We start from the raw sequence: 19,142 nt of genomic DNA, 5'->3' as shown, positions 1-19,142 counted from the left end.
TGATTTCACCGATTATGTAAAATGATCGGTGAAATCTTTTAAATCGGTGAAATCAATACTAAAAACATAATGGCAAGAGATTTAAAATTTACAAGAAATATTGGAATCGCGGCTCACATTGATGCGGGTAAAACTACAACAACTGAGCGTATTCTTTATTATGCTGGTGTAAGTCATAAAATTGGTGAAGTGCACGAAGGTGCTGCAACAATGGACTGGATGGCACAAGAGCAAGAGCGTGGTATCACGATCACTTCTGCTGCAACTACGGTTGAGTGGAAATACAGAGGTCAGGCTTACCACATGAACATTATCGATACACCAGGACACGTGGATTTTACCGTAGAGGTAAACCGTTCGTTACGTGTATTAGATGGTTTAGTGTTCTTGTTTTCTGCAGTTGATGGTGTTGAGCCTCAATCAGAAACCAACTGGCGTTTGGCTAACAACTACAATGTTGCCCGTATCGGTTTCGTTAACAAAATGGACCGTTCTGGAGCTGACTTCTTAAAAGTTGTTAAACAAGTTAAAGATATGTTAGGTAGTAATGCAGTTCCATTACAATTACCTATCGGTTCTGAAGATAACTTTAAAGGTGTGGTTGATTTGATCAACAACCGTGGTATCGTTTGGAATGAGCATGATAAAGGTATGACCTTTACTGAAGTGCCAATCCCTGAAGATATGTTAGATGAGGTTGCGGAGTGGAGAGAGAAATTACTAGAATCAGTTGCTGATTATGATGAGTCTTTAATGGAGAAATTCTTTGAAGATCCAAACTCAATCACTGAGCGCGAAATTTTAGATGCTTTACGTGCAGCTGTTTTAGATGCTAAAATCGTTCCTATGGTTTGTGGTTCATCTTTCAAAAACAAAGGTGTTCAAACCATGTTGGATTATGTGATGGAATTATTGCCTTCACCTCTTGATTCAGAAGGTGTAACTGGTACTAATCCAGATACAGGTGCTGAAGTTTTATTAAAACCAAGTATCAATGAGCCATTTGCAGCTTTAGCATTTAAAATTGCAACTGACCCATTCGTAGGCCGTTTATGTTTTATCCGTGTTTACTCGGGTAACTTAGAAGCTGGTTCTTACGTGTACAACACCCGTTCAGAAAGTAAAGAGCGTATTTCCCGTATCTTCCAAATGCACGCTAACAAGCAAAACCCTGTGCCTAATGTGGCTGCTGGTGATATTGCTGCAGTAGTAGGATTTAAAGATATCAAAACTGGTGATACCCTTTGTGAAGAGAAAAACCCAATCGTTCTTGAGTCTATGAACTTCCCTGAGCCGGTTATCGGTTTAGCTATTGAGCCTAAAACTCAAGCTGACGTTGATAAATTAGGTATGGGCTTGGCTAAATTAGCTGAAGAAGATCCTACATTCAGAGTGCAAACTGATCAGGAAACTGGCCAAACCGTTATCTCTGGTATGGGTGAGTTACACTTAGATATTTTAATTGACCGTTTAAAACGCGAATTTAAAGTTGAGGTTAACCAGGGTGCGCCACAAGTAGCTTACAAAGAAGCAATTTTTGGTAGTACTCAACACCGTGAAACTTATAAAAAACAATCTGGTGGTCGTGGTAAATTTGCCGATATCCAGGTGGTTATTTCACCAATTGATGCTGATTTCGAAAAAGGTGGTTTACAGTTCGTAAACGAAATTACAGGTGGTTCTATTCCACGTGAGTTTATCCCTTCAGTAGAAAAAGGATTTGCTGCTGCAATGGCTAACGGTGTATTAGCTGGTTATCCGCTTCCTGATATGAAAGTACGTTTGATTGATGGTTCATTCCACGCAGTCGATTCAGATGCTTTATCATTCGAGCTTGCTGCCCGTATGGCATATCGTGAGGCTTTACCGAAATGTAAACCTACTTTGATGGAGCCAATCATGAAAATCGAAATCTTAACCCCTGAAGAAAACATGGGTGATGTAATCGGTGACATGAACCGTCGTCGTGGTCAATTATTAGGTATGGATACCCGTAACGGATCTCAGGTAATTAAAGCTACTGTGCCACTTTCTGAAATGTTTGGTTATGTAACGCAGTTACGTACAATCACTTCAGGTCGTGCAACTTCTACAATGGAATTTGACCACTATGAAGCTGCGCCTAAAAACGTACAGGATGAAGTAGTTGCTAAATCTAAAGGAAGAGTAAAATCTGAAGACTAAATAAGGAATGAGGTAAAAGGCGTAAGGTTAAAGGTTTTAAACCCTAAGCCTTACACCCTAAACCCTCCACCTTTTTAAAAATAAATCCGGTTTCTGTTGTTAATAGCTCTAACAGGAAACCATAATTAAAAATAAGATGAGCCAAAGAATCAGAATTAAATTAAAATCTTACGATTACAACTTGGTAGATAAATCTGCTGAGAAAATCGTAAAAACTGTTAAACCTACGGGTGCAGTTGTAAGTGGACCAATTCCACTTCCTACAGAGAAAAAAATCTTTACTGTTTTACGTTCTCCACACGTAAACAAAAAAGCTAGAGAGCAGTTCCAATTGTGCGCTTACAAACGTTTATTGGATATTTATAGCTCTAACTCTAAAACAGTTGATGCTTTAATGAAACTTGAATTACCTAGTGGTGTGGAAGTTGAAATCAAAGTTTAATTGATTTTAAAAGAACAGAAAAGGTCTCGATGCAAATCGGGGCCTTTTTTTTATGCACCTAAATTCCAAAACAAAAGCAGGCCTGGCTGGTTGTACTGATATGACTAAGGAAGATAAAAAGCACGAAGGATTACCGGTTGAAGGTCAGGATTTTGCTGATCCTAAAGAAGAACGGAAAGAAAAACCCTCTTCACATGGCGAAGTGGGCAATCAAAAAGATGGTGATTTTTCTGAACTGGAAGAAAGTAGAATGGAAAATCCACCAAAACACCGCGATGAAAATGGATCGTCTAAAGACGATTTAGATAGTGGAACGCAGCTAGAGCAGAGTAAAGGTGTAAAGTAGCTGAGAATGGATTGTAAGGTGACGCCTGTTCATACAAAATGTTCATACAGGGTTAAATAAAAGGACATTATCCAATCTAACTCAGGTTATTAATACTTGAAGTAAACTTTTTTATCGTACAAATTGTTGTTATAGTATCTACAAAAAATGATGGCTATGGAAATGAATGAGAATAAAAATATAGACCCTAATTCGGAGATTAACCGGAATGAGGAAGATATTGAATGGGATAATGGAGAGGCTACTTATGGACATAAACGCGCCGATTTTAAACGCAAAGATCAACCTGAAGAGTCGCACTTATTGAAAACAGAAAATGATCCTAAACATGCCGTAAATGAAAATTTAAATAATTCGAATTTAAGCCAGGGTGAAGACATTGGGAATAGAAACAAGAATAATGAAAAAGGTTTGAGTGGGAAAGATTTATGATCTATTTATAAAGAGACTATTCATGTAGAATAATCCCTTTATAAGATCTATGCATTTTCCGGTAGATGGAAATTAATTAGGATTCCACAACTGAAATGCGTTAATCAAGTAGCAAATGCCCTTAAATAGTTTAGTCTCTGATTTTATTAATCTTTGTCGCGAATCCTACAGCCCTGCAAATTTCAAGAACTTATTGTCAATTTACAAACCGTAGGGCATTAACATATTGATATATGTCAATTACGGATGTCTTTCTGTACCCGATTAATTGTCAGTATAAATCGCTTGTCTGGCGATAGTCCTGCCTTATTTGTTCAGAATAATTTTTAACCTTATCCACATACCCTGGAGCTTTTTCCTTAAAGTCATCAATTAACGATTTTCCGTCAGTTGCCCGCTTTTTTGTAGCATATTTAAAACCATATACGGCTGCTGCGCCTAAAATGGCATATTTTAATAGTCCCATAATTATTTGTTTATATTCCTGTATTTAAGGCATGATTTTCATCAGCTTCGTTAATGCCGTTATTCGTTTTGAAATCGTCAGATGAACTTCCGGTATGGCTTGCGGCACTCTGGATGCTTGGGTTCTTATCTGAACTGTTGTAGGCATCGTCACTAAGGGAATCTTTACCTTGTGTACCTGAATTATCCAGGCCATCTTTTGCTAAAGGATTTCCCTTAATCAATTCGCTAGGTTCTTTACCATAACTGGTTACGACATCGGTATCATTAGCAGCTTCATAAGCCTTTTGTACATCAGACTTTTCTGATTGCTCATCGCCTGATCCTACATAACCTTCAATATGCTCTTCCTTGTTATATATGTTCGTTTTCATAGTATTGTCTATTTACATTAAACAGATGAGCTTAGAAATAGTTTGAAGCACAATTTTAATGGTAAAATTTACCTATGTTTTTATGCTTAACCATTTTCGCGTTTTGTTTAACTTGCGCCAAATTTTAAATGCCAACGCGATAATGGAGTGGAAATATTTACTTTCGAATAAGAGATACGGACAAGAGCAATACGGTGCCAGCACAGATCGGGCACGTTCAGATTTTCAGCGCGATTACGACCGGTTGATTTTTTCGTCTCCTTTCAGAAGGTTGCAGAATAAAACCCAGGTTTTTCCATTACCGGGAAGTGTTTTTGTACATAACCGTTTAACGCATAGTTTAGAGGTGGCCAGTGTAGCCCGCTCCATGGCCAATATATTTTTAAAAAGCGTGGAAGAACACCAGCCCCAACTGATTAAAGATGTTCCATTAATTAATGAAGTGGGTAATATTGTAGCTGCCGCTGCACTGGCGCACGATTTGGGAAACCCAGCCTTTGGGCATTCTGGTGAAGCCGCCATTTCAAGATATTTTACCGATGGTGACGGAAAGGTTTATCAGAAAGAAATGAACAAATCGCAGTGGCATGATTTAATTAATTTTGAAGGTAATGCCAATGCCATCCGGATTCTTACCCACCCTTTAAAAGGAAAAGGGAATGATGCTTATGCCTTAACCTATTCAACCTTAGCTTCGATTGCAAAATATCCCTGCGCCTCCATTGCTGGTAAACAAAAAGGATTGTTGCATCGCAAAAAATACGGTTTCTTTCAGTCTGAAGAAGAAACTTTTAAAAAGATCGCAGCCGAACTTCAGCTGGAGAAAGAAGAAGGCGAATACCTCATTTATAAACGCCATCCTTTGGTTTATCTGGTCGAAGCTGCCGATGATATCTGTTACAGCATCATTGATTTGGAAGATGCACACCGCTTAAAGATCCTTTCCTACGAAGAAGTAAAAAGTTATCTGTTACCATTTGCCAATTCTACCACCATAGAAGACCGGTTAAAGCACGACTATGAAGACGATGATGCTAAAATTGGTTTGTTGCGGGCCAAAGCGATTAATACTTTAACAAACCAATGCGCGGCCATATTTTTTAGAGAGCAAGAAAAATTATTAAAGGGAGAGCTGAACCATAGTTTAACCGATTTACTGCCCGAACCCTATATCTCGGCCTGGAAAGCTGTTGAAAAAATTTCAGTCGAGCGGATCTACAATTTCTCATCAGTGATACAAAAAGAGGTTGCCGGTTATAAAATTATGGCTGGTTTATTGGAAGAGTTTGTCCCAGCACTTATTCATAACAATACACACTATTACAAAAAACTGGTTAAACTTATACCCAAACAATACCATACTGATTTGACCGATATTTATTCGATCATACAGAGTGTACTGGATTTTGTTTCGGGTATGACAGATTTGTATGCAGTTGATTTATACCGCAATATTAAAGGGATATCCTTTCCTTCAGAAACCTAAGAAATCTGATTTTGCTTTTTACCTACGATTAATCGCAGTCAGGCGCTGTTTTTCTTCTGATTTCGAGGCTTAAGCAAGCCTTAAATTCGGTGTTTGTGTAAAATTATAAAATTAAATTTTATTTAAGTTGTTGATTTGTAGTTGTTTAAAATCGTTTTAGTATTTGTAATTCGCCTTTCGTGTAAAGCGAATGCAGTAACTTGTACTAATTGTTAGATTTGATCGTTGGGCTCCTTATTTTTTAGGCCTGATACTTTAGATCTCATCCCGATTCATGAAAAAACTTTTACTAATTGCTTTGTTAAGCATGGGCTTGACCTTGGCTGTTAAAGCGCAGGCACCACAACAATTTAACTATCAGGGAGCGGCAAGAAATGCCAACGGTACTCCATTGGCCAATAAAAATATAGCCTTGCGGATTAGTATTTTGGATGCCTCTTCAACAGGGACCGTTCAATATTCGGAAGTAAGAAATATAACGACCAATGCTTTAGGTTTATATACCTTAGTAATTGGCGCTTCGGGTGCAAGTTCGGTTAATGGTACAATAGCTGGGGTAACCTGGGCAAGCGGATTAAAGTTTGTTAAGGTTGAAATCGATCCGGATAATGGTACAAATTTTAGCCTGGCCGGAACCGCACAATTGCTAAGTGTTCCGTATGCACTTTATGCTGCCAACGGGCCTGTCGGACCCAAAGGAGATCCGGGTGTAGCTGGCCCTGCCGGTGCACAAGGTATTGCTGGTCCACAGGGGCCTGCCGGTATTGCTGGCGCCGCTGGTGTTCAGGGGCCAATTGGTTTAACTGGAGCGGCGGGAGCACAGGGGGCAGTAGGTGCAACAGGCTCGCAGGGAGCAAAAGGAGATACAGGGGCAACTGGAGCTACGGGATTACAAGGTTTGCAGGGGATACCCGGAATAAAAGGCGATAAGGGAGATAAGGGGGACATCGGCCCGGTTGGTCCATCTACAGGCGTAGCCGGAGGCGACTTAACAGGCAATTACCCAAACCCTACATTAGCTAATCTTCAGGGAAAAACATTAAATGCCGCTTCACCAGTTAATAATCAGGTGTTGCTATTTGATGGGGCAGCCTGGAAACCCGTAACATTGGATGTGAGTCAATTATCAGGTGCTAAGGCATTAAGCTCAACCGATTTAAGCATTAGCGCTAATGGCGCTACGGCTTTATTGAAAGATGTGGTCATTGATATCAATGCCGGAGCGGTTAATACCCTTAAACTGGCAGATGGATCAGTAACAACGCCAAAATTAGCCGATGCTGCCGTAACCTCGGTAAAAATTGGAAACAAAGAAGTTAAAAATATCAATATAAACGATGCAGCTGTTAACACACTGCAGCTTGCAGATGCTTCGGTAAGCACGCCAAAACTGGCTGATGCTGCTGTAACCTCTATAAAAATCGGGAATAAAGAAGTTAAAAATATTAATATCGACGATTTGGCCGTCAATACGCTTCAACTAGCCGATGGATCGGTAACCAGCCCAAAGCTGGCGGATGCTTCGGTTACCCTAGCTAAACTAACTACCGATGGCCTGAGCGATGCCAACAAAGTGTACATCACCAACGCAACAACAGGTAAACCCGAATTAATCAGCAGGACATTATTTGCAAATGCTAATGCATGGGCATTAAAAGGGAATACGGGTAATACCGATCAAGTCAATAATTTTTTAGGCAATACAGATGATGTAGCCATTAACTTTTTGGTTAACGGTTTAAAATCTGGCCGTTTAGGCAACTCATCCGAAAACAATATTTCTTACGGTTATAAAACACTTACCGCCAATGTATCGGGCTTTTACAACAGTGCATTCGGGCGCGAAGCATTATCTGTAAACATTTCAGGTTACGAAAACAGTGCTTTTGGTTACCAGGTTTTACAGCGCAGTTTTAGTGCGATCAACAACAGTGGTTTTGGTTCGCAGGCCCTGGCCATTAATACGGTAGGATCAAACAATACAGCTGTGGGTACTCATACACTAATGGCTAATGGAACAGGCATTTCAAACACGGCTATAGGAAGCCTGGCGCTCGAAGCCAGTAATGGCGACAATAATACCGCAGTGGGTTATGCAGCTGGTTCGAAAAACAATGGTGCCGGGAATGTTTTTATTGGAAGCAATGCTGCAGCTAACAGTACAAACGTAAGTAATACCCTGGTTGTAGCTAACTCCAGTACTTCATACCCATTAATAACCGGCGATTTTGCAGCGAATGGCGGTACATTAACCCTTAACGGAACTGCGGCTGCTACTTCTACGGCTTATGCCCCGGCCAATGCCAGTACTTTAAACATTAATGGTTCTGTTGCAGCAAGTATTTTAACCTATACGGCCACAGGCGCATTAACACTCGATGCGAGTCATTATGCGGTCCGGATAAAAAATGCAGGTACGGCGGTAAATGTTAATCTTCCAACCGCATCGAGCTGTAAAGGAAGGATTTATGTCATTGTGAAGGCTTTATCATCTGGTGATGTTACGTTAAATAGTCCTGTTTTGTTGAATGATGATTCTAATATCACCACCATTACCGGAGCAAAAACCTTCACCATTCAAAGTGACGGCGCAGCCTGGATTTCTTTAAACTAAACACGATGAGAAAAATATCCTATTTGTTTGTTCTCCTGCTGTTGATGTTTTTCGGGAGAAAGGTAAATGCGCAAAGTTTGCCCTATGTGGTTAATTCGGCCAGTGGCAGCGGTAAGATTAATAATCAATTATACGATTTTAGTATCGGTGAAATGGCCCTGGTACAAACTTTTCAGGTCACCAACACAACCTTAACCCAGGGTTTTTTACAGCCCTTTCTCATTATACAAACTACTGCCGAAGTAGCTATTGTAAATAATATTCTTAGCCCAAACGGAGATGGGAAAAACGATTTTTTTGTAATTAAGGGCTTAGAAAAATATCCGAACAACAAATTATCCATTTTTGATAGGGGAGGAAGGCTGATTTATGCTACCCAAAGCTACCAGAACAACTGGGATGGCTACTTTAATGGGAAGCCACTTACGGAGGATACCTATTATTATATGCTCGATTTGGGGGCTGATGGCTCTATTAAAGGTTTTATATCAATCTTATATAAAAAATAACAGCGTGAGAGAAATGAAATGTTATATAGCGGGGCTGTTGTTTTTGTTTGCGATGCCGGCACTTGCACAGCTTAACCCAATGGGGAGCATCTACTATCAGAACCAGTTTCTGGCCAATCCGGCAATGGCGGGTTTAGAAACCGGATTAAATTTAAATGCCGCATTTAAAACGCAGTGGACAGGAGTAGATGGTGCGCCAAAAATTCAATATTTAACTGGCGATTATGGTTTGGCCGGTAATAAAGTAGGTTTGGGGGTGCTTTTTTACAATGAAGGTGCCGGAGCCATTAACCGGACGAGGGCAACCGTAACCTATTCTTACCATTTACCTTTAAACGGCGAGGCCAGCTTCCTGGATTTTGGTTTATCGGCTGGTATCATGAACGAATGGGTTGACCTTGGTAAAGCCAAAGGCGATTTAGACGATGATGTACTCAATAGTTTTAATGATCGCAGGTTATATCTGGATGGCGATTTTGGGGTAGCTTACCGCACCGATAGATTGACGCTTCAGGGTGCTTTGCCTAATCTTAAACGGTTTTTTAAAAGAGATGTACTGCGCAACGTGGTAGACCGATCGATTTATTTTATTGCCGCAGGTTATAAATTTAATACCGATAAGGTCATAAACAGTATCGAACCAAAATTGGTGTACAGAGGGGTGCAGAATTATGATGGTATTTTCGATGCAGGTGTAAACCTCCAATTTTTAGAAAACAAACTCATGCTGAACGGCATATATCATAGTACCAACAGCTTTACTGCAGGTTTTGGCGCAAATTATAAAAATCAGTTTTCGGTTTTGTTTCAGTACACTACCAATACCTCAAAAATGCAGAGTTATAGCAACGGCGAATTTGAAGTTGGCTTGAAATATAGCATTAAGAATTAAATATGTTATCGTCATTTCGACTGAAGTGTAACGGAATGGAGAAATCTATTGTTAAGTGTACACACAGATTTATCCAATAATTTAATTGTTTTTTTAACCGTTATCTTTTTGGAAAGCAGTTCCATTAGCTTTGGCGAAAAGCAGTCCCGCTGTCCGCTAATTCCGATGAAGGATCGGAACCGCTTCAATCGGATTTAGGTGGCCAAATGGTGTGGTCTATTAATGGGTCTATCACCAAACGTTCCTACGGAACGAAAAATGCCCATGATATCAATTGGCTACCAGGCAGGCGTCCCGACGGGACGATTTGTGATGATAAGGTTGCCCATGCATTCTGTCTCATCGTGTACTGTCATCAAGCTAAGAAGAAAACAGGTACTTTTAGTGTTTAGCTACCATCCAACCTTTTGTTTTGTATAAGGATTATTCGTCCCATCAGGACGATTTGTGATGATAAGGTTGCCCTTGCCTTCGGTCTCACCGTGCACTGTCATCAAGCTAAGAAGAAAACACGTATGTTTAGCTACCATCCAGCCTTTTGTTTCGTATAAGGATTATTCGTCCCAATAGGACGATTTGCGATGATAATTTGCCCATGCATTCTGTCTCATCGTATACTATCATCAAGCTAAGAAGAAAGCAGGTATGTTTAGTCTTTAGCTACCATTCAGCCTTTTGTTTCGTATAAGGATTATTCGTCCCAATAGGACGATTTGTGATGATAATTTGTCCTTGCTTTCGGTCTCATCGTCTACTGTCATCATGCTAAGATGAAAACGGGTATGTTTAGTGTTTAGCTACCATCCAGGCTTTTTGTTGCGGATAAAGATTATTCGTCATGACTGAACGATTTGTGATGATAATTTGCCCTTGCATCCGGTCTCATTGTGTATTTGTCATCAAGCTGAGAAGAAAACAGGTATGTTTAGTGTTTAACTACCATCCAGGCTTTTTGTTGCGTATAGATATTACGTATAGATATTAATCGTCACGATCGGACGATTAGTGATGATAATTTGCCCTTGCCTTCTGTCTCACAGTGAACTGTCACCAAGCTAAGAAAACAAGTATGTTTAGTGTTTAGCCACCATCCAGGCTTTTTATTGCGTATAGAGATTATTCGTTATGATGGGACGATTAGTGATGATAATTTGCCCTTTCCTTCGATCTCACCATGCACTGTCATCAAGCTAAGAAGAAAACAGGTATGTTTAGTGTTTAACTACCATCCAGCCTTTTGTTTCGTATAAGGATTATTCGTCCCGTAGGGACGACTCGTAGGTAGAAAAAAAATGTTTATTTTTTTTTCGTTCCGTAGGAACGTTTCGTGTTTTAGGCGTGTGGTATTTTCTATCAAGCACAAGCCTACATTCAAATAAACCCGACAGTAGCGAACACTGAACGTAGTGAGGTAAAGCGAATGGCGGGGCTAGCGGAACCGAAGTACCACAAGCCCTGCTTTACTTATGAAAAAGTATGGTCATCCTGAGTTTTAATTGATTACATAAATCAATAGTTTAAAGATCTCTCCGCTCCGCGTTCCTTCGGTCGAGATGACGATTTTTCTATTGAAGTCTGTCAATGGTGGCCTGTCGAAGGATTAAGTTATCTTCCCCTTCCGTCGTCCCATTTATTACGTTCATCCTGCAGCTCACGTGCAAGTTTCATTTCTTTATCTTTTGCTTTTACCTTGTGTGCCTGAAACTCATCGGCCACTTCCTGATAAAGCTCCGTTCTGTATTTCGCTTCGTGCCTTAATTTGCCGGATTGAAAAATGACAAAGGCCAAACCTACTCCAAGGACAATAATAATGGCCCAAACAATGGTATTGTAAGTACCTTTATTAAAAGATATGCCTAAAAATTTAATTTCGTTAACGGCTGCATTGGCATTGGCCAGCGAACTTTCTTTTCCATTTACTTCGCCTTTTAAGCTCGAAATGTTATCGGCCTGTGCTTTAATTTCCTGACGTGCCTCTTGCAGCTGCTTGCGTTCTTTTCTGAGCGTATCACTAACACTTTTCCAAAGCGATGATAAGCGTGACGGATTGATCAGCCTTGCGCCGTTGAAGCTTTTAGATTTCTTTAACATGAACTGATACTGGCCATTTAATGATGGATCGGTATTTTTCGTGGTGTCAGGTAAAGTTTGCCCAAACGCAACGTTTATAAATAGCATAGCGCCTAAAAACAATAGGGTGTGTTTAATTTTCTGCATAGTTTAAATATAGGTGTTAGAATGTAAAACTACATTTTTATCTATTTTCCGGTTAATAAAATTTGTTTAAGGTTTTGGCAAATCGATAAAATTGTTCTGGTTTAACATTCTAAATAACAATTTTATCTAAGTTTTATTATAAATTTATTTGCGATAGGTTACATTTGTTTCATGCAAATAGGAATTATTGGTTTAGGCGATATGGGCAAATTGTATGCGCTATCGTTTATAAACGCTGGTTATAAGGTATGTGGGGCAGATATGCCCTTGCGTTTTACAGATTTAAAAAATGAGCTGGAACCTAAAGGAATTGAAGTTTTAATCGATGGACATGAGGTAGCGCGTAAATCAGACTTTATTATCTATTGTGTGGAGGCCGAAAAAATTGATGAGGTAGTGGCTACTTTTGCCCGCTCTACTAAATATGGCGCCATAGTTGCCGGACAAACCTCGGTTAAACATCCCGAAATTGCAGCTTTCGAAAAACACCTTCCAGAAGATACCCAGATTGTAACCTGTCATTCTTTACATGGTCCTGCATTTAGTCCGGAAGGGCAAACGCTGGTAGTGGTGCGCCACCGTGCTACCGATGCGGTGTATGCCAAAGCGCTGGAAATCTATAAATCTTTAAAATCGAACATTATTGAAATGGACGATTATAGGGAGCACGACCGCATTGTGGCCGATACGCAGGCGGTAACACACATGGGTTTCGAAAGCATGGGTTCCGCCTGGAAAAATGCAGGGTTTTTCCCCTGGGATAATCCGGCTTATGCAGGAGGGATCGATAATGTGAAAATTTTAACTACACTGAGAATTTTTAGCTACAAATCGCACATTTACGCTGGTTTGGCCATTTTAAATCCTTATGCACAGAAACAGGTAAAATATTATGCGCAGGCAGAATCTGAATTGTTTAAGCTGATGATCTGTGAAAATGAAACTGAGTTTAGGGAAAAGATTTACGCTGCACGCGATTTCGTTTTTCACGAGAGCCGGGCACTTTTACTGCTGGACGATAACATCATGAAAGAATTCAGCTTATCGGATGCGAGCCATAAACAGAAACCCAATTCGCATTTAAGTTTGTTAAGCATGGTATATGCCTGGTATAAAATGGGCGTAAACCCTTACGATAACCTGATCTGCCAAACCCCGCCCTTTAAACTAAGGTTGGGCATTGCCGAATACCTTTTCAAAAACGAAGCGATGTTGGAAGAATCAATCAATACGGCTTTATATGATAAATCTATCCGTGGCGACGATTTGGAATTCCACACCGCGGTGCACGAATGGGCATCGATTATCGGTTATGGCGATTTAAAAGGTTACAAAGAACATTTCGAAGCTGCCAAATCATTTTTTGCCAACCGCTTAAATGATGGTAGGGATTTAAGTGCGGAAATGATTAAGCGCTTAGGCAAGTAACGGTTAGGGATGAAAACCAATCTCAACAAAGCTGAACTGGTTTCGCTGTTGCAACAACAATTAAAGGATATAGAAGTGTTTTGTAGTGAGTATGATAGCGGAACCGATGCTGTTATTTCTTCAATTGCGGAGAAAATCGCTTTAATTTTTCATAATTCCGATCACGCAAAAGCATTGCTGGGGCAACTCAAAGTGAATCACTATGAAATGTATTGTAGTGCTGAAATCTATAATCCTAAAAGCCTGACCAATTTTATCGGTTTATTGAAACTGACCCATCAAACAGGGAAAGGGTGGGGTTATGCTGCTAAATTAGATCGTTCCGAATTAAAAAAAGTATCCCAGGAAAACTGGTGGAATAATAAAAAGGTGATCATTGATTCGGACGGGATTGCGTATACAAGAGGCAAGTTAATTAAATCAGCGGCTACCGGTAGTATTGTGTTAAACACTTCGGGCTGGACGATAAAAGATGCCGGGGGTAACCAATCCACCATTAACCCAATACCCGAAACGGTTAGGCAAATTGCTTTCGAATTGCTGGAAAGTTTCCGGCATGTGGATTTGAACAAGGAAAGTAAGCTTCATTACAAGTTTTAGTTAAATGGCCTATCAAATTTGACAACAATGCAATTTTAAAGGTAGAACGGTTTAACAATTCTGCATATTATTTTTTAACTTTATAATTATGATCACGCTAACTGTAAATATAGACAATAAGAAATCAGAGAAAGCTGTTAAGGCTGTTTTGGATGCATTGGGTCTAAATTATAATATAGATAAATCTGAAGGAATACTTGAGAAACCTCAAACATTGGAACAGTATAATGCAGAGCTTGAAGATGGGGATTCTGAAATAGAACAAGGTGATTTTATTTCTGCAGCTCAATTAAAAACTGAGGCTAGTAAATGGTAGTTGTTTGGAGTAAAGGAGCAAGGCTAGAACTGGAAAAAATTTATCATTATATCGCATTAGATTCTTTAAAGCACGCAATATTGGTTCGCGATGAACTTATTGATTAGACTATAGCACTTAGTGAGCATCCCGAAAAATACGCTCTAGATAAATATAAAATCAATAATGATGGCAGTTGGAGGGCCTTTGAAAAATATCATTATAGAATATCGTATAAAATTACTGCTCACCAAATACGGGTAGTGCGTTTACGCCACACAAGTAAATCTCCTTCTATAAATAAATTTTTCTCATCTGTTGCCATTTTCCATCACCCATCTTACATCATCCATATAACATATAGACTTTATTTTATTCCCTCAATCCTTCGTTTAGCCAAAAACAGTGCATTATATTTGTCCGCATGTCGGTATTGCTGTTTACCATTATCGTTTTATTAGGTGCTTTTTTAGCCGGCTTATTGGGCTCGCTAACAGGCTTGGGTGGTGGGGTAATTATTATACCCTTACTCACGCTGGCTTTGGGGGTCGATATTCATTATGCCATTGGTGCATCCATTGTTTCTGTTATCGCTACTTCTTCGGGGTCTGCGGCTGCTTACGTAAAAGAAGGGATTACCAATATTCGTATCGGTATGTTTTTAGAGATCGCTACGACAATAGGAGCCGTTTGTGGGGCAATTGTAGCCGTTTACCTTAATGCCAACTATATCGCCATTCTATTTGGCTGTATCCTGATTTTTTCGGCCATCATGACCTTAAAGAAAAAAGTAGATCATACTACTTTAGATAATTCCGATAAATGGGCCAATTTTTTTAAACTTAACGGATCTTATCCTGATAAAGGTGTAGATCATGCTTATGCAGTAAAACATGTTCCGGGCGGGTTTTTAATGATGCTTTTTGCCGGAACATTATCGGGTTTGCTGGGTATTGGAAGTGGAGCACTAAAAGTAATCGCAATGGATAATATTATGCGTTTGCCCTTTAAGGTATCAACCACGACCAGTAATTTTATGATGGGTGTTACGGCGGCGGCCAGTGCAGTGGTTTATTTGCACCGTGGCCAGATTGATCCGGGCATTGCCATGCCGGTGTGTATTGGCGTTTTAACCGGCGCAACCGTTGGCTCGAAAGTTTTGTTAAAGGCTAAAACCGGTAGACTTAAAATTGTATTTGCGGTGGTGGTTGCTTTTTTGGCACTGCAGATGATATATAAAGGAATAAGCGGATTATAATGAGTAAAGCAGGAAAAGAAAACCTAAACGATAAAGATATCCAGGTAATTTTGGGTACGCTTTTGCGTGCAGGGGTAATTATTTCGATGAGCATCGTATTAATAGGTGGTGCCATTTTCCTGATCCATCATAATGGAGCCATTACCGACTATAAAGTTTTTAAACCCGAGCTCAGCAAGTTTTCTTCTATAGTGGCCATATTTAAGGGGCTATCTACATTTCAGGGCGATGCCATTGTGCAGTTTGGGATCCTGATGTTAATTTTTACGCCAGTTGCCCGCATTGTTTTCGCTATTTTTAGCTTTTTAATTGAGCGCGATTACCTATATGTACTGATTGGATTTATCATTTTAACCATCATAACCATCAGTTTAAATGGTGGTTTGGCACATTAACATCTCTTTTTTAGTTAAATCCCATCATATCAGCAATTTATTTGAAAAAATATTTGGCTAACTATTTGAAAATTAATAATTCTTGTCTATCTTTGCCGTCCCTTTCGGGGGATGTACAACCACCTTGAACGAAGCCCTACTGCTTCGATGGGTGTTAAAAAGAAAAGATAAAATGTCAGGAATTATTGGAAAAAAAGTAGGAATGACCAGTATCTTTGATGCCGAAGGAAGAAACATTCCTTGTACGGTAATCGAGGCTGGGCCTTGTGTAGTTACACAAGTAAAGACCGAAGAAAAAGACGGGTATTCATCAATCCAATTGGGTTACGATGAGAAAAAAGAGAAAAACACAACTCAACCGTTAAAAGGCCATTTCGCGAAAGCAAACACAACTCCGAAACGCAAGCTGGTAGAATTCGATTCGTTTACAACTTCACTTAATTTAGGTGATGTAGTAACCGTTGACGCATTCGCAGAAGGCGATTTTGTTGATGTTGTAGGTACCTCAAAAGGTAAAGGTTTTCAAGGTGTTGTAAAACGCCACGGATTTGCCGGTGTTGGTATGCAGACTCACGGTCAGCATAACCGTTTACGTGCCCCAGGTTCATTGGGAGCATCATCATTCCCTTCACGTGTATTCAAAGGAATGCGCATGGCAGGAAGAACAGGTGGAGACAGGGTAAAAGTTCAGAACTTACAGGTTTTGAAAGTTTATGCTGAGCAAAACTTATTAGTAGTTAGTGGTTCCATTCCAGGAGCTAAAGGTTCTTACGTAATCTTAGACAAGTAATCAGATGGAAGTTAAAGTATTAAACATTTCAGGTAAAGAAACAGGTGCCAAGGTGCAACTTCCTGAATCGGTATTTGGTATCGAGCCTAACGACCACGCGATTTATTTAGATGTAAAACAGTATTTGGCTAACCAACGTCAAGGTACTCACAAATCTAAACAACGTAATGAGATTGCTGGTTCAACTCGCAAACTATACAAACAAAAAGGTACAGGTGGTGCCCGTGCTGGTAGCATTAAATCTCCGTTATTTAACGGTGGTGGTCGTGTTTTCGGTCCTCAGCCACGTGATTACAGTTTTAAATTGAACAAGAAATTAAAATCATTAGCACGTAAATCTGCTTTAGCATATAAAGCAAAAGATAACAACGTGGTAGTTTTAGAAGATTTCAACTTCGATACAATTAAAACTAAAAACTATACAAGTTTATTGGCTGCGTTAAACGTAGGTACTCAAAAAACTTTATTGGTTTTACCTGCACAAAATAATAATATCTATTTATCAAGCAGAAACGTTCAGAAAACTAAAGTGATTGCTGCAGCAGATTTGAATACTTATGATGTATTAAACGCTGGTGTACTTGTGTTAACTGCTGATTCTGTTAAAACTTTGGAGGAGGCATTTGCCAAATAATATGGACATTTTAAAAAAACCAATATTAACCGAAAAAGCTTCAGCTTTAACTGAGAAATCTAACCGTTTCACGTTTAGCGTTAACCACAAGGCTAACAAAATCCAGATTAAACAAGCCATTGAGAAATTGTACGGTGTAACCATCGTTGCAGTGAACACTATGGTTGTTGATGGAAAAGCTAAATCTCGTTACACTAAAGCAGGTTTTGTATCTGGCCGTAGCCCGAAATACAAAAAAGCAATCGTAACGTTAAAAGACGGCGAAACAATAGATTATTACGCAACCCTTTAATTTAATAATTCATTATAACTATGGGCTTAAGAAAATTTAAACCAGTTACTCCAGGTACCCGCTTCAGAGTTGGTGCTAGTTTTACGGAGATTACAGCAACCAAGCCCGAAAAATCATTGGTTGTATCATCAAAAAAGTCTGGTGGACGTAACAACACAGGAAAAATGACTATGCGCTACATGGGCGGTGGTCACAAAAAATCATATCGTTTAATCGACTTCAAACGCGATAAATTCGATATTCCTGCAACAGTAGCTACTGTTGAATACGATCCAAACCGTACTGCCCGCATCGCATTATTACATTATGCAGATGGCGAGAAGCGTTATATCATCGCTCCTGAAGGATTGCAAGTTGGTTCGGTATTATTATCCGGCGACAAAGCAGCACCAGAAGTAGGTAACACTTTAAAATTATCGAACATTCCATTAGGTTCTATCATCCACAACGTGGAGATTCACCCTGGAAAAGGAGCACAATTAGCTCGTAGTGCAGGTGCTTACGCACAATTAGCTGCCCGCGATGGTAAATATGCTACTTTGAAAATGCCTTCAGGCGAAACCCGTTTAATCCTGACTACTTGTCTGGCTACTATCGGTGCAGTATCTAACTCAGATCACGCAAACGAAGTATTAGGTAAAGCTGGTCGTAAACGTTGGTTGGGCCGTCGTCCGAGAACTAGACCGGTAGCGATGAACCCGGTAGATCACCCAATGGGTGGTGGTGAAGGTAGATCATCAGGTGGTCACCCACGTTCAAGAAATGGTATTTTAGCTAAAGGCTACAAAACCAGAGAACTTAAAAAATATTCTAATCGTTACATCATAGAGAGAAGGAAGAAATAATGGCTCGTTCGATAAAAAAAGGACCTTATATTGACCATAACGTAGAGAAAAAAGTAAACTCTATGAATGATTCAGGCAAAAAGTCTGTAATCAAAACTTGGTCTCGCAGATCAATGATATCACCAGATTTCGTGAATCATACATTTGCTGTACACAACGGAAATAAATTTATCCCTGTGTACGTAACAGAAAACATGGTTGGTCACAAGTTGGGAGAATTTGCTCCAACCAGAACATTCAGAGGACACGCTGAAAAGAAAAAATAATTAGACAATGGAAGCAATAGCAAAATTAAACAATTGTCCAACCTCACCGCGTAAGATGCGTTTGGTTGTAGATCTTATCAGAGGTGAACGTGTAGAAAAAGCATTAAGCATTTTAAAGTTTACCAATAAAGAAGCAGCAATAAGAGTTGAGAAATTATTATTATCTGCTATCAAAAACTGGGAATCTAAAAATGAAGGTGCTCGCCCTGAAGAAAACCAACTTTTTGTAAAAACAGTTATGGTTGATGGTGGCCGTCAGTTAAAACGCTTACGTCCAGCTCCTCAAGGCCGTGGATATAGAATTCGTAAACGTTCTAACCACGTAACGCTGATTGTAGATAGTAAAAGTACAGAAACAACTCAAAACTAATTTTAGGA

General features: G+C 39.6%; 22 protein-coding genes. 19 read left to right on the top strand and 3 right to left on the bottom strand.

Annotated features, from left to right (window positions below; all coding sequences use genetic code 11):
• Positions 1-69 precede the first annotated feature (69 nt).
• From fusA to AC07YT_RS16615, 4 genes are all read left to right on the top strand, one after another.
• The gene (fusA, locus tag AC07YT_RS16630; RefSeq protein ID WP_086547756.1) at positions 70-2,184 is read left to right on the top strand and encodes an elongation factor G; all 2,115 of its coding nucleotides are present in this window, start codon (positions 70-72) and stop codon (positions 2,182-2,184) included.
• 136 nt (positions 2,185-2,320) lie between these two features.
• Positions 2,321-2,626, top strand: coding sequence for a 30S ribosomal protein S10 (gene rpsJ / locus AC07YT_RS16625; RefSeq protein WP_008244591.1), 306 nt, complete (start codon positions 2,321-2,323; stop codon positions 2,624-2,626).
• Positions 2,627-2,678: 52 nt separating this feature from the next.
• On the top strand, positions 2,679-2,972 hold the full coding sequence (locus tag AC07YT_RS16620) for a hypothetical protein (protein WP_086547755.1): 294 nt from the start codon (positions 2,679-2,681) through the stop codon (positions 2,970-2,972).
• A gap of 147 nt (positions 2,973-3,119) precedes the next feature.
• Positions 3,120-3,404, top strand: coding sequence for a hypothetical protein (locus tag AC07YT_RS16615; RefSeq protein ID WP_086547754.1), 285 nt, complete (start codon positions 3,120-3,122; stop codon positions 3,402-3,404).
• A 271-nt stretch (positions 3,405-3,675) separates the two neighbouring features.
• On the opposite strand, the gene AC07YT_RS16610 is transcribed toward AC07YT_RS16615, so the two are convergent.
• Positions 3,676-3,870, bottom strand: coding sequence for a hypothetical protein (locus AC07YT_RS16610; RefSeq protein WP_086547753.1), 195 nt, complete (start codon positions 3,868-3,870; stop codon positions 3,676-3,678).
• A 10-nt stretch (positions 3,871-3,880) separates the two neighbouring features.
• Positions 3,881-4,243 (bottom strand): hypothetical protein, encoded by a 363-nt coding sequence (locus AC07YT_RS16605; protein WP_086547752.1) that lies wholly within the window; start codon positions 4,241-4,243, stop codon positions 3,881-3,883.
• 142 nt (positions 4,244-4,385) lie between these two features.
• On the opposite strand from AC07YT_RS16605, the gene AC07YT_RS16600 reads away from it, so the two are divergent.
• The 4 genes from AC07YT_RS16600 (at position 4,386) to AC07YT_RS16585 (ending at position 9,744) form a co-directional block, all read left to right on the top strand.
• Positions 4,386-5,729 (top strand): deoxyguanosinetriphosphate triphosphohydrolase, encoded by a 1,344-nt coding sequence (locus AC07YT_RS16600; protein ID WP_478359266.1) that lies wholly within the window; start codon positions 4,386-4,388, stop codon positions 5,727-5,729.
• 274 nt (positions 5,730-6,003) lie between these two features.
• On the top strand, positions 6,004-8,343 hold the full coding sequence (locus AC07YT_RS16595; protein ID WP_086547751.1) for a DUF8740 domain-containing protein: 2,340 nt from the start codon (positions 6,004-6,006) through the stop codon (positions 8,341-8,343).
• Positions 8,344-8,348: 5 nt separating this feature from the next.
• Entirely contained in the window at positions 8,349-8,852 is a 504-nt protein-coding gene (locus AC07YT_RS16590; RefSeq protein WP_086547750.1) for a T9SS type B sorting domain-containing protein, read from the top strand.
• 13 nt (positions 8,853-8,865) lie between these two features.
• Positions 8,866-9,744, top strand: a complete 879-nt coding sequence (locus AC07YT_RS16585) for a PorP/SprF family type IX secretion system membrane protein (RefSeq protein WP_086549414.1) — start codon at positions 8,866-8,868, stop codon at positions 9,742-9,744.
• 1,605 nt (positions 9,745-11,349) lie between these two features.
• On the opposite strand, the gene AC07YT_RS16580 is transcribed toward AC07YT_RS16585, so the two are convergent.
• A complete protein-coding gene (locus AC07YT_RS16580; protein WP_086547749.1) occupies positions 11,350-11,961 on the bottom strand; it encodes a hypothetical protein in 612 nt (203 codons plus the stop codon).
• 171 nt (positions 11,962-12,132) lie between these two features.
• Between AC07YT_RS16580 and AC07YT_RS16575 the strand changes: the two genes are divergently transcribed.
• The 11 genes from AC07YT_RS16575 (at position 12,133) to rplV (ending at position 19,134) form a co-directional block, all read left to right on the top strand.
• Complete coding sequence (locus tag AC07YT_RS16575; protein ID WP_086547748.1) at positions 12,133-13,389, top strand: prephenate dehydrogenase; 1,257 nt, start codon at positions 12,133-12,135, stop codon at positions 13,387-13,389.
• 9 nt (positions 13,390-13,398) lie between these two features.
• Positions 13,399-13,989, top strand: a complete 591-nt coding sequence (locus AC07YT_RS16570) for a hypothetical protein (protein WP_086547747.1) — start codon at positions 13,399-13,401, stop codon at positions 13,987-13,989.
• Between the two features lie 88 nt (positions 13,990-14,077).
• On the top strand, positions 14,078-14,305 hold the full coding sequence (locus tag AC07YT_RS16565) for a hypothetical protein (protein WP_086547746.1): 228 nt from the start codon (positions 14,078-14,080) through the stop codon (positions 14,303-14,305).
• A 403-nt stretch (positions 14,306-14,708) separates the two neighbouring features.
• The gene (locus tag AC07YT_RS16560; protein ID WP_086547745.1) at positions 14,709-15,542 is read left to right on the top strand and encodes a sulfite exporter TauE/SafE family protein; all 834 of its coding nucleotides are present in this window, start codon (positions 14,709-14,711) and stop codon (positions 15,540-15,542) included.
• The gene (locus AC07YT_RS16555) at positions 15,542-15,937 is read left to right on the top strand and encodes a DUF1634 domain-containing protein (RefSeq protein ID WP_086547744.1); all 396 of its coding nucleotides are present in this window, start codon (positions 15,542-15,544) and stop codon (positions 15,935-15,937) included. The genes AC07YT_RS16560 and AC07YT_RS16555 overlap by 1 nt, the downstream gene beginning before the upstream one ends.
• A gap of 172 nt (positions 15,938-16,109) precedes the next feature.
• Positions 16,110-16,727, top strand: a complete 618-nt coding sequence (rplC, locus tag AC07YT_RS16550; protein ID WP_056849254.1) for a 50S ribosomal protein L3 — start codon at positions 16,110-16,112, stop codon at positions 16,725-16,727.
• A 4-nt stretch (positions 16,728-16,731) separates the two neighbouring features.
• Positions 16,732-17,361 carry a 50S ribosomal protein L4 gene (gene rplD, locus AC07YT_RS16545; RefSeq protein ID WP_055910081.1) on the top strand — a complete coding sequence of 210 codons (630 nt, stop codon included), beginning with the start codon at positions 16,732-16,734 and terminating at the stop codon, positions 17,359-17,361.
• A gap of 1 nt (position 17,362) precedes the next feature.
• Positions 17,363-17,653 carry a 50S ribosomal protein L23 gene (gene rplW, locus AC07YT_RS16540; protein WP_086547743.1) on the top strand — a complete coding sequence of 97 codons (291 nt, stop codon included), beginning with the start codon at positions 17,363-17,365 and terminating at the stop codon, positions 17,651-17,653.
• Positions 17,654-17,673: 20 nt separating this feature from the next.
• Complete coding sequence (rplB, locus tag AC07YT_RS16535) at positions 17,674-18,498, top strand: 50S ribosomal protein L2 (RefSeq protein WP_086547742.1); 825 nt, start codon at positions 17,674-17,676, stop codon at positions 18,496-18,498.
• Entirely contained in the window at positions 18,498-18,764 is a 267-nt protein-coding gene (rpsS, locus tag AC07YT_RS16530; protein WP_010599906.1) for a 30S ribosomal protein S19, read from the top strand. The genes rplB and rpsS overlap by 1 nt, the downstream gene beginning before the upstream one ends.
• Positions 18,765-18,771: 7 nt before the next feature.
• Entirely contained in the window at positions 18,772-19,134 is a 363-nt protein-coding gene (rplV, locus tag AC07YT_RS16525) for a 50S ribosomal protein L22 (protein ID WP_029278650.1), read from the top strand.
• Positions 19,135-19,142: the final 8 nt, after the last annotated feature.

The sequence above is a fragment of the Pedobacter sp. GW460-11-11-14-TSB4 genome, assembly GCF_059423705.1.
This window is presented reverse-complemented; position numbering and strand designations above follow the sequence as displayed.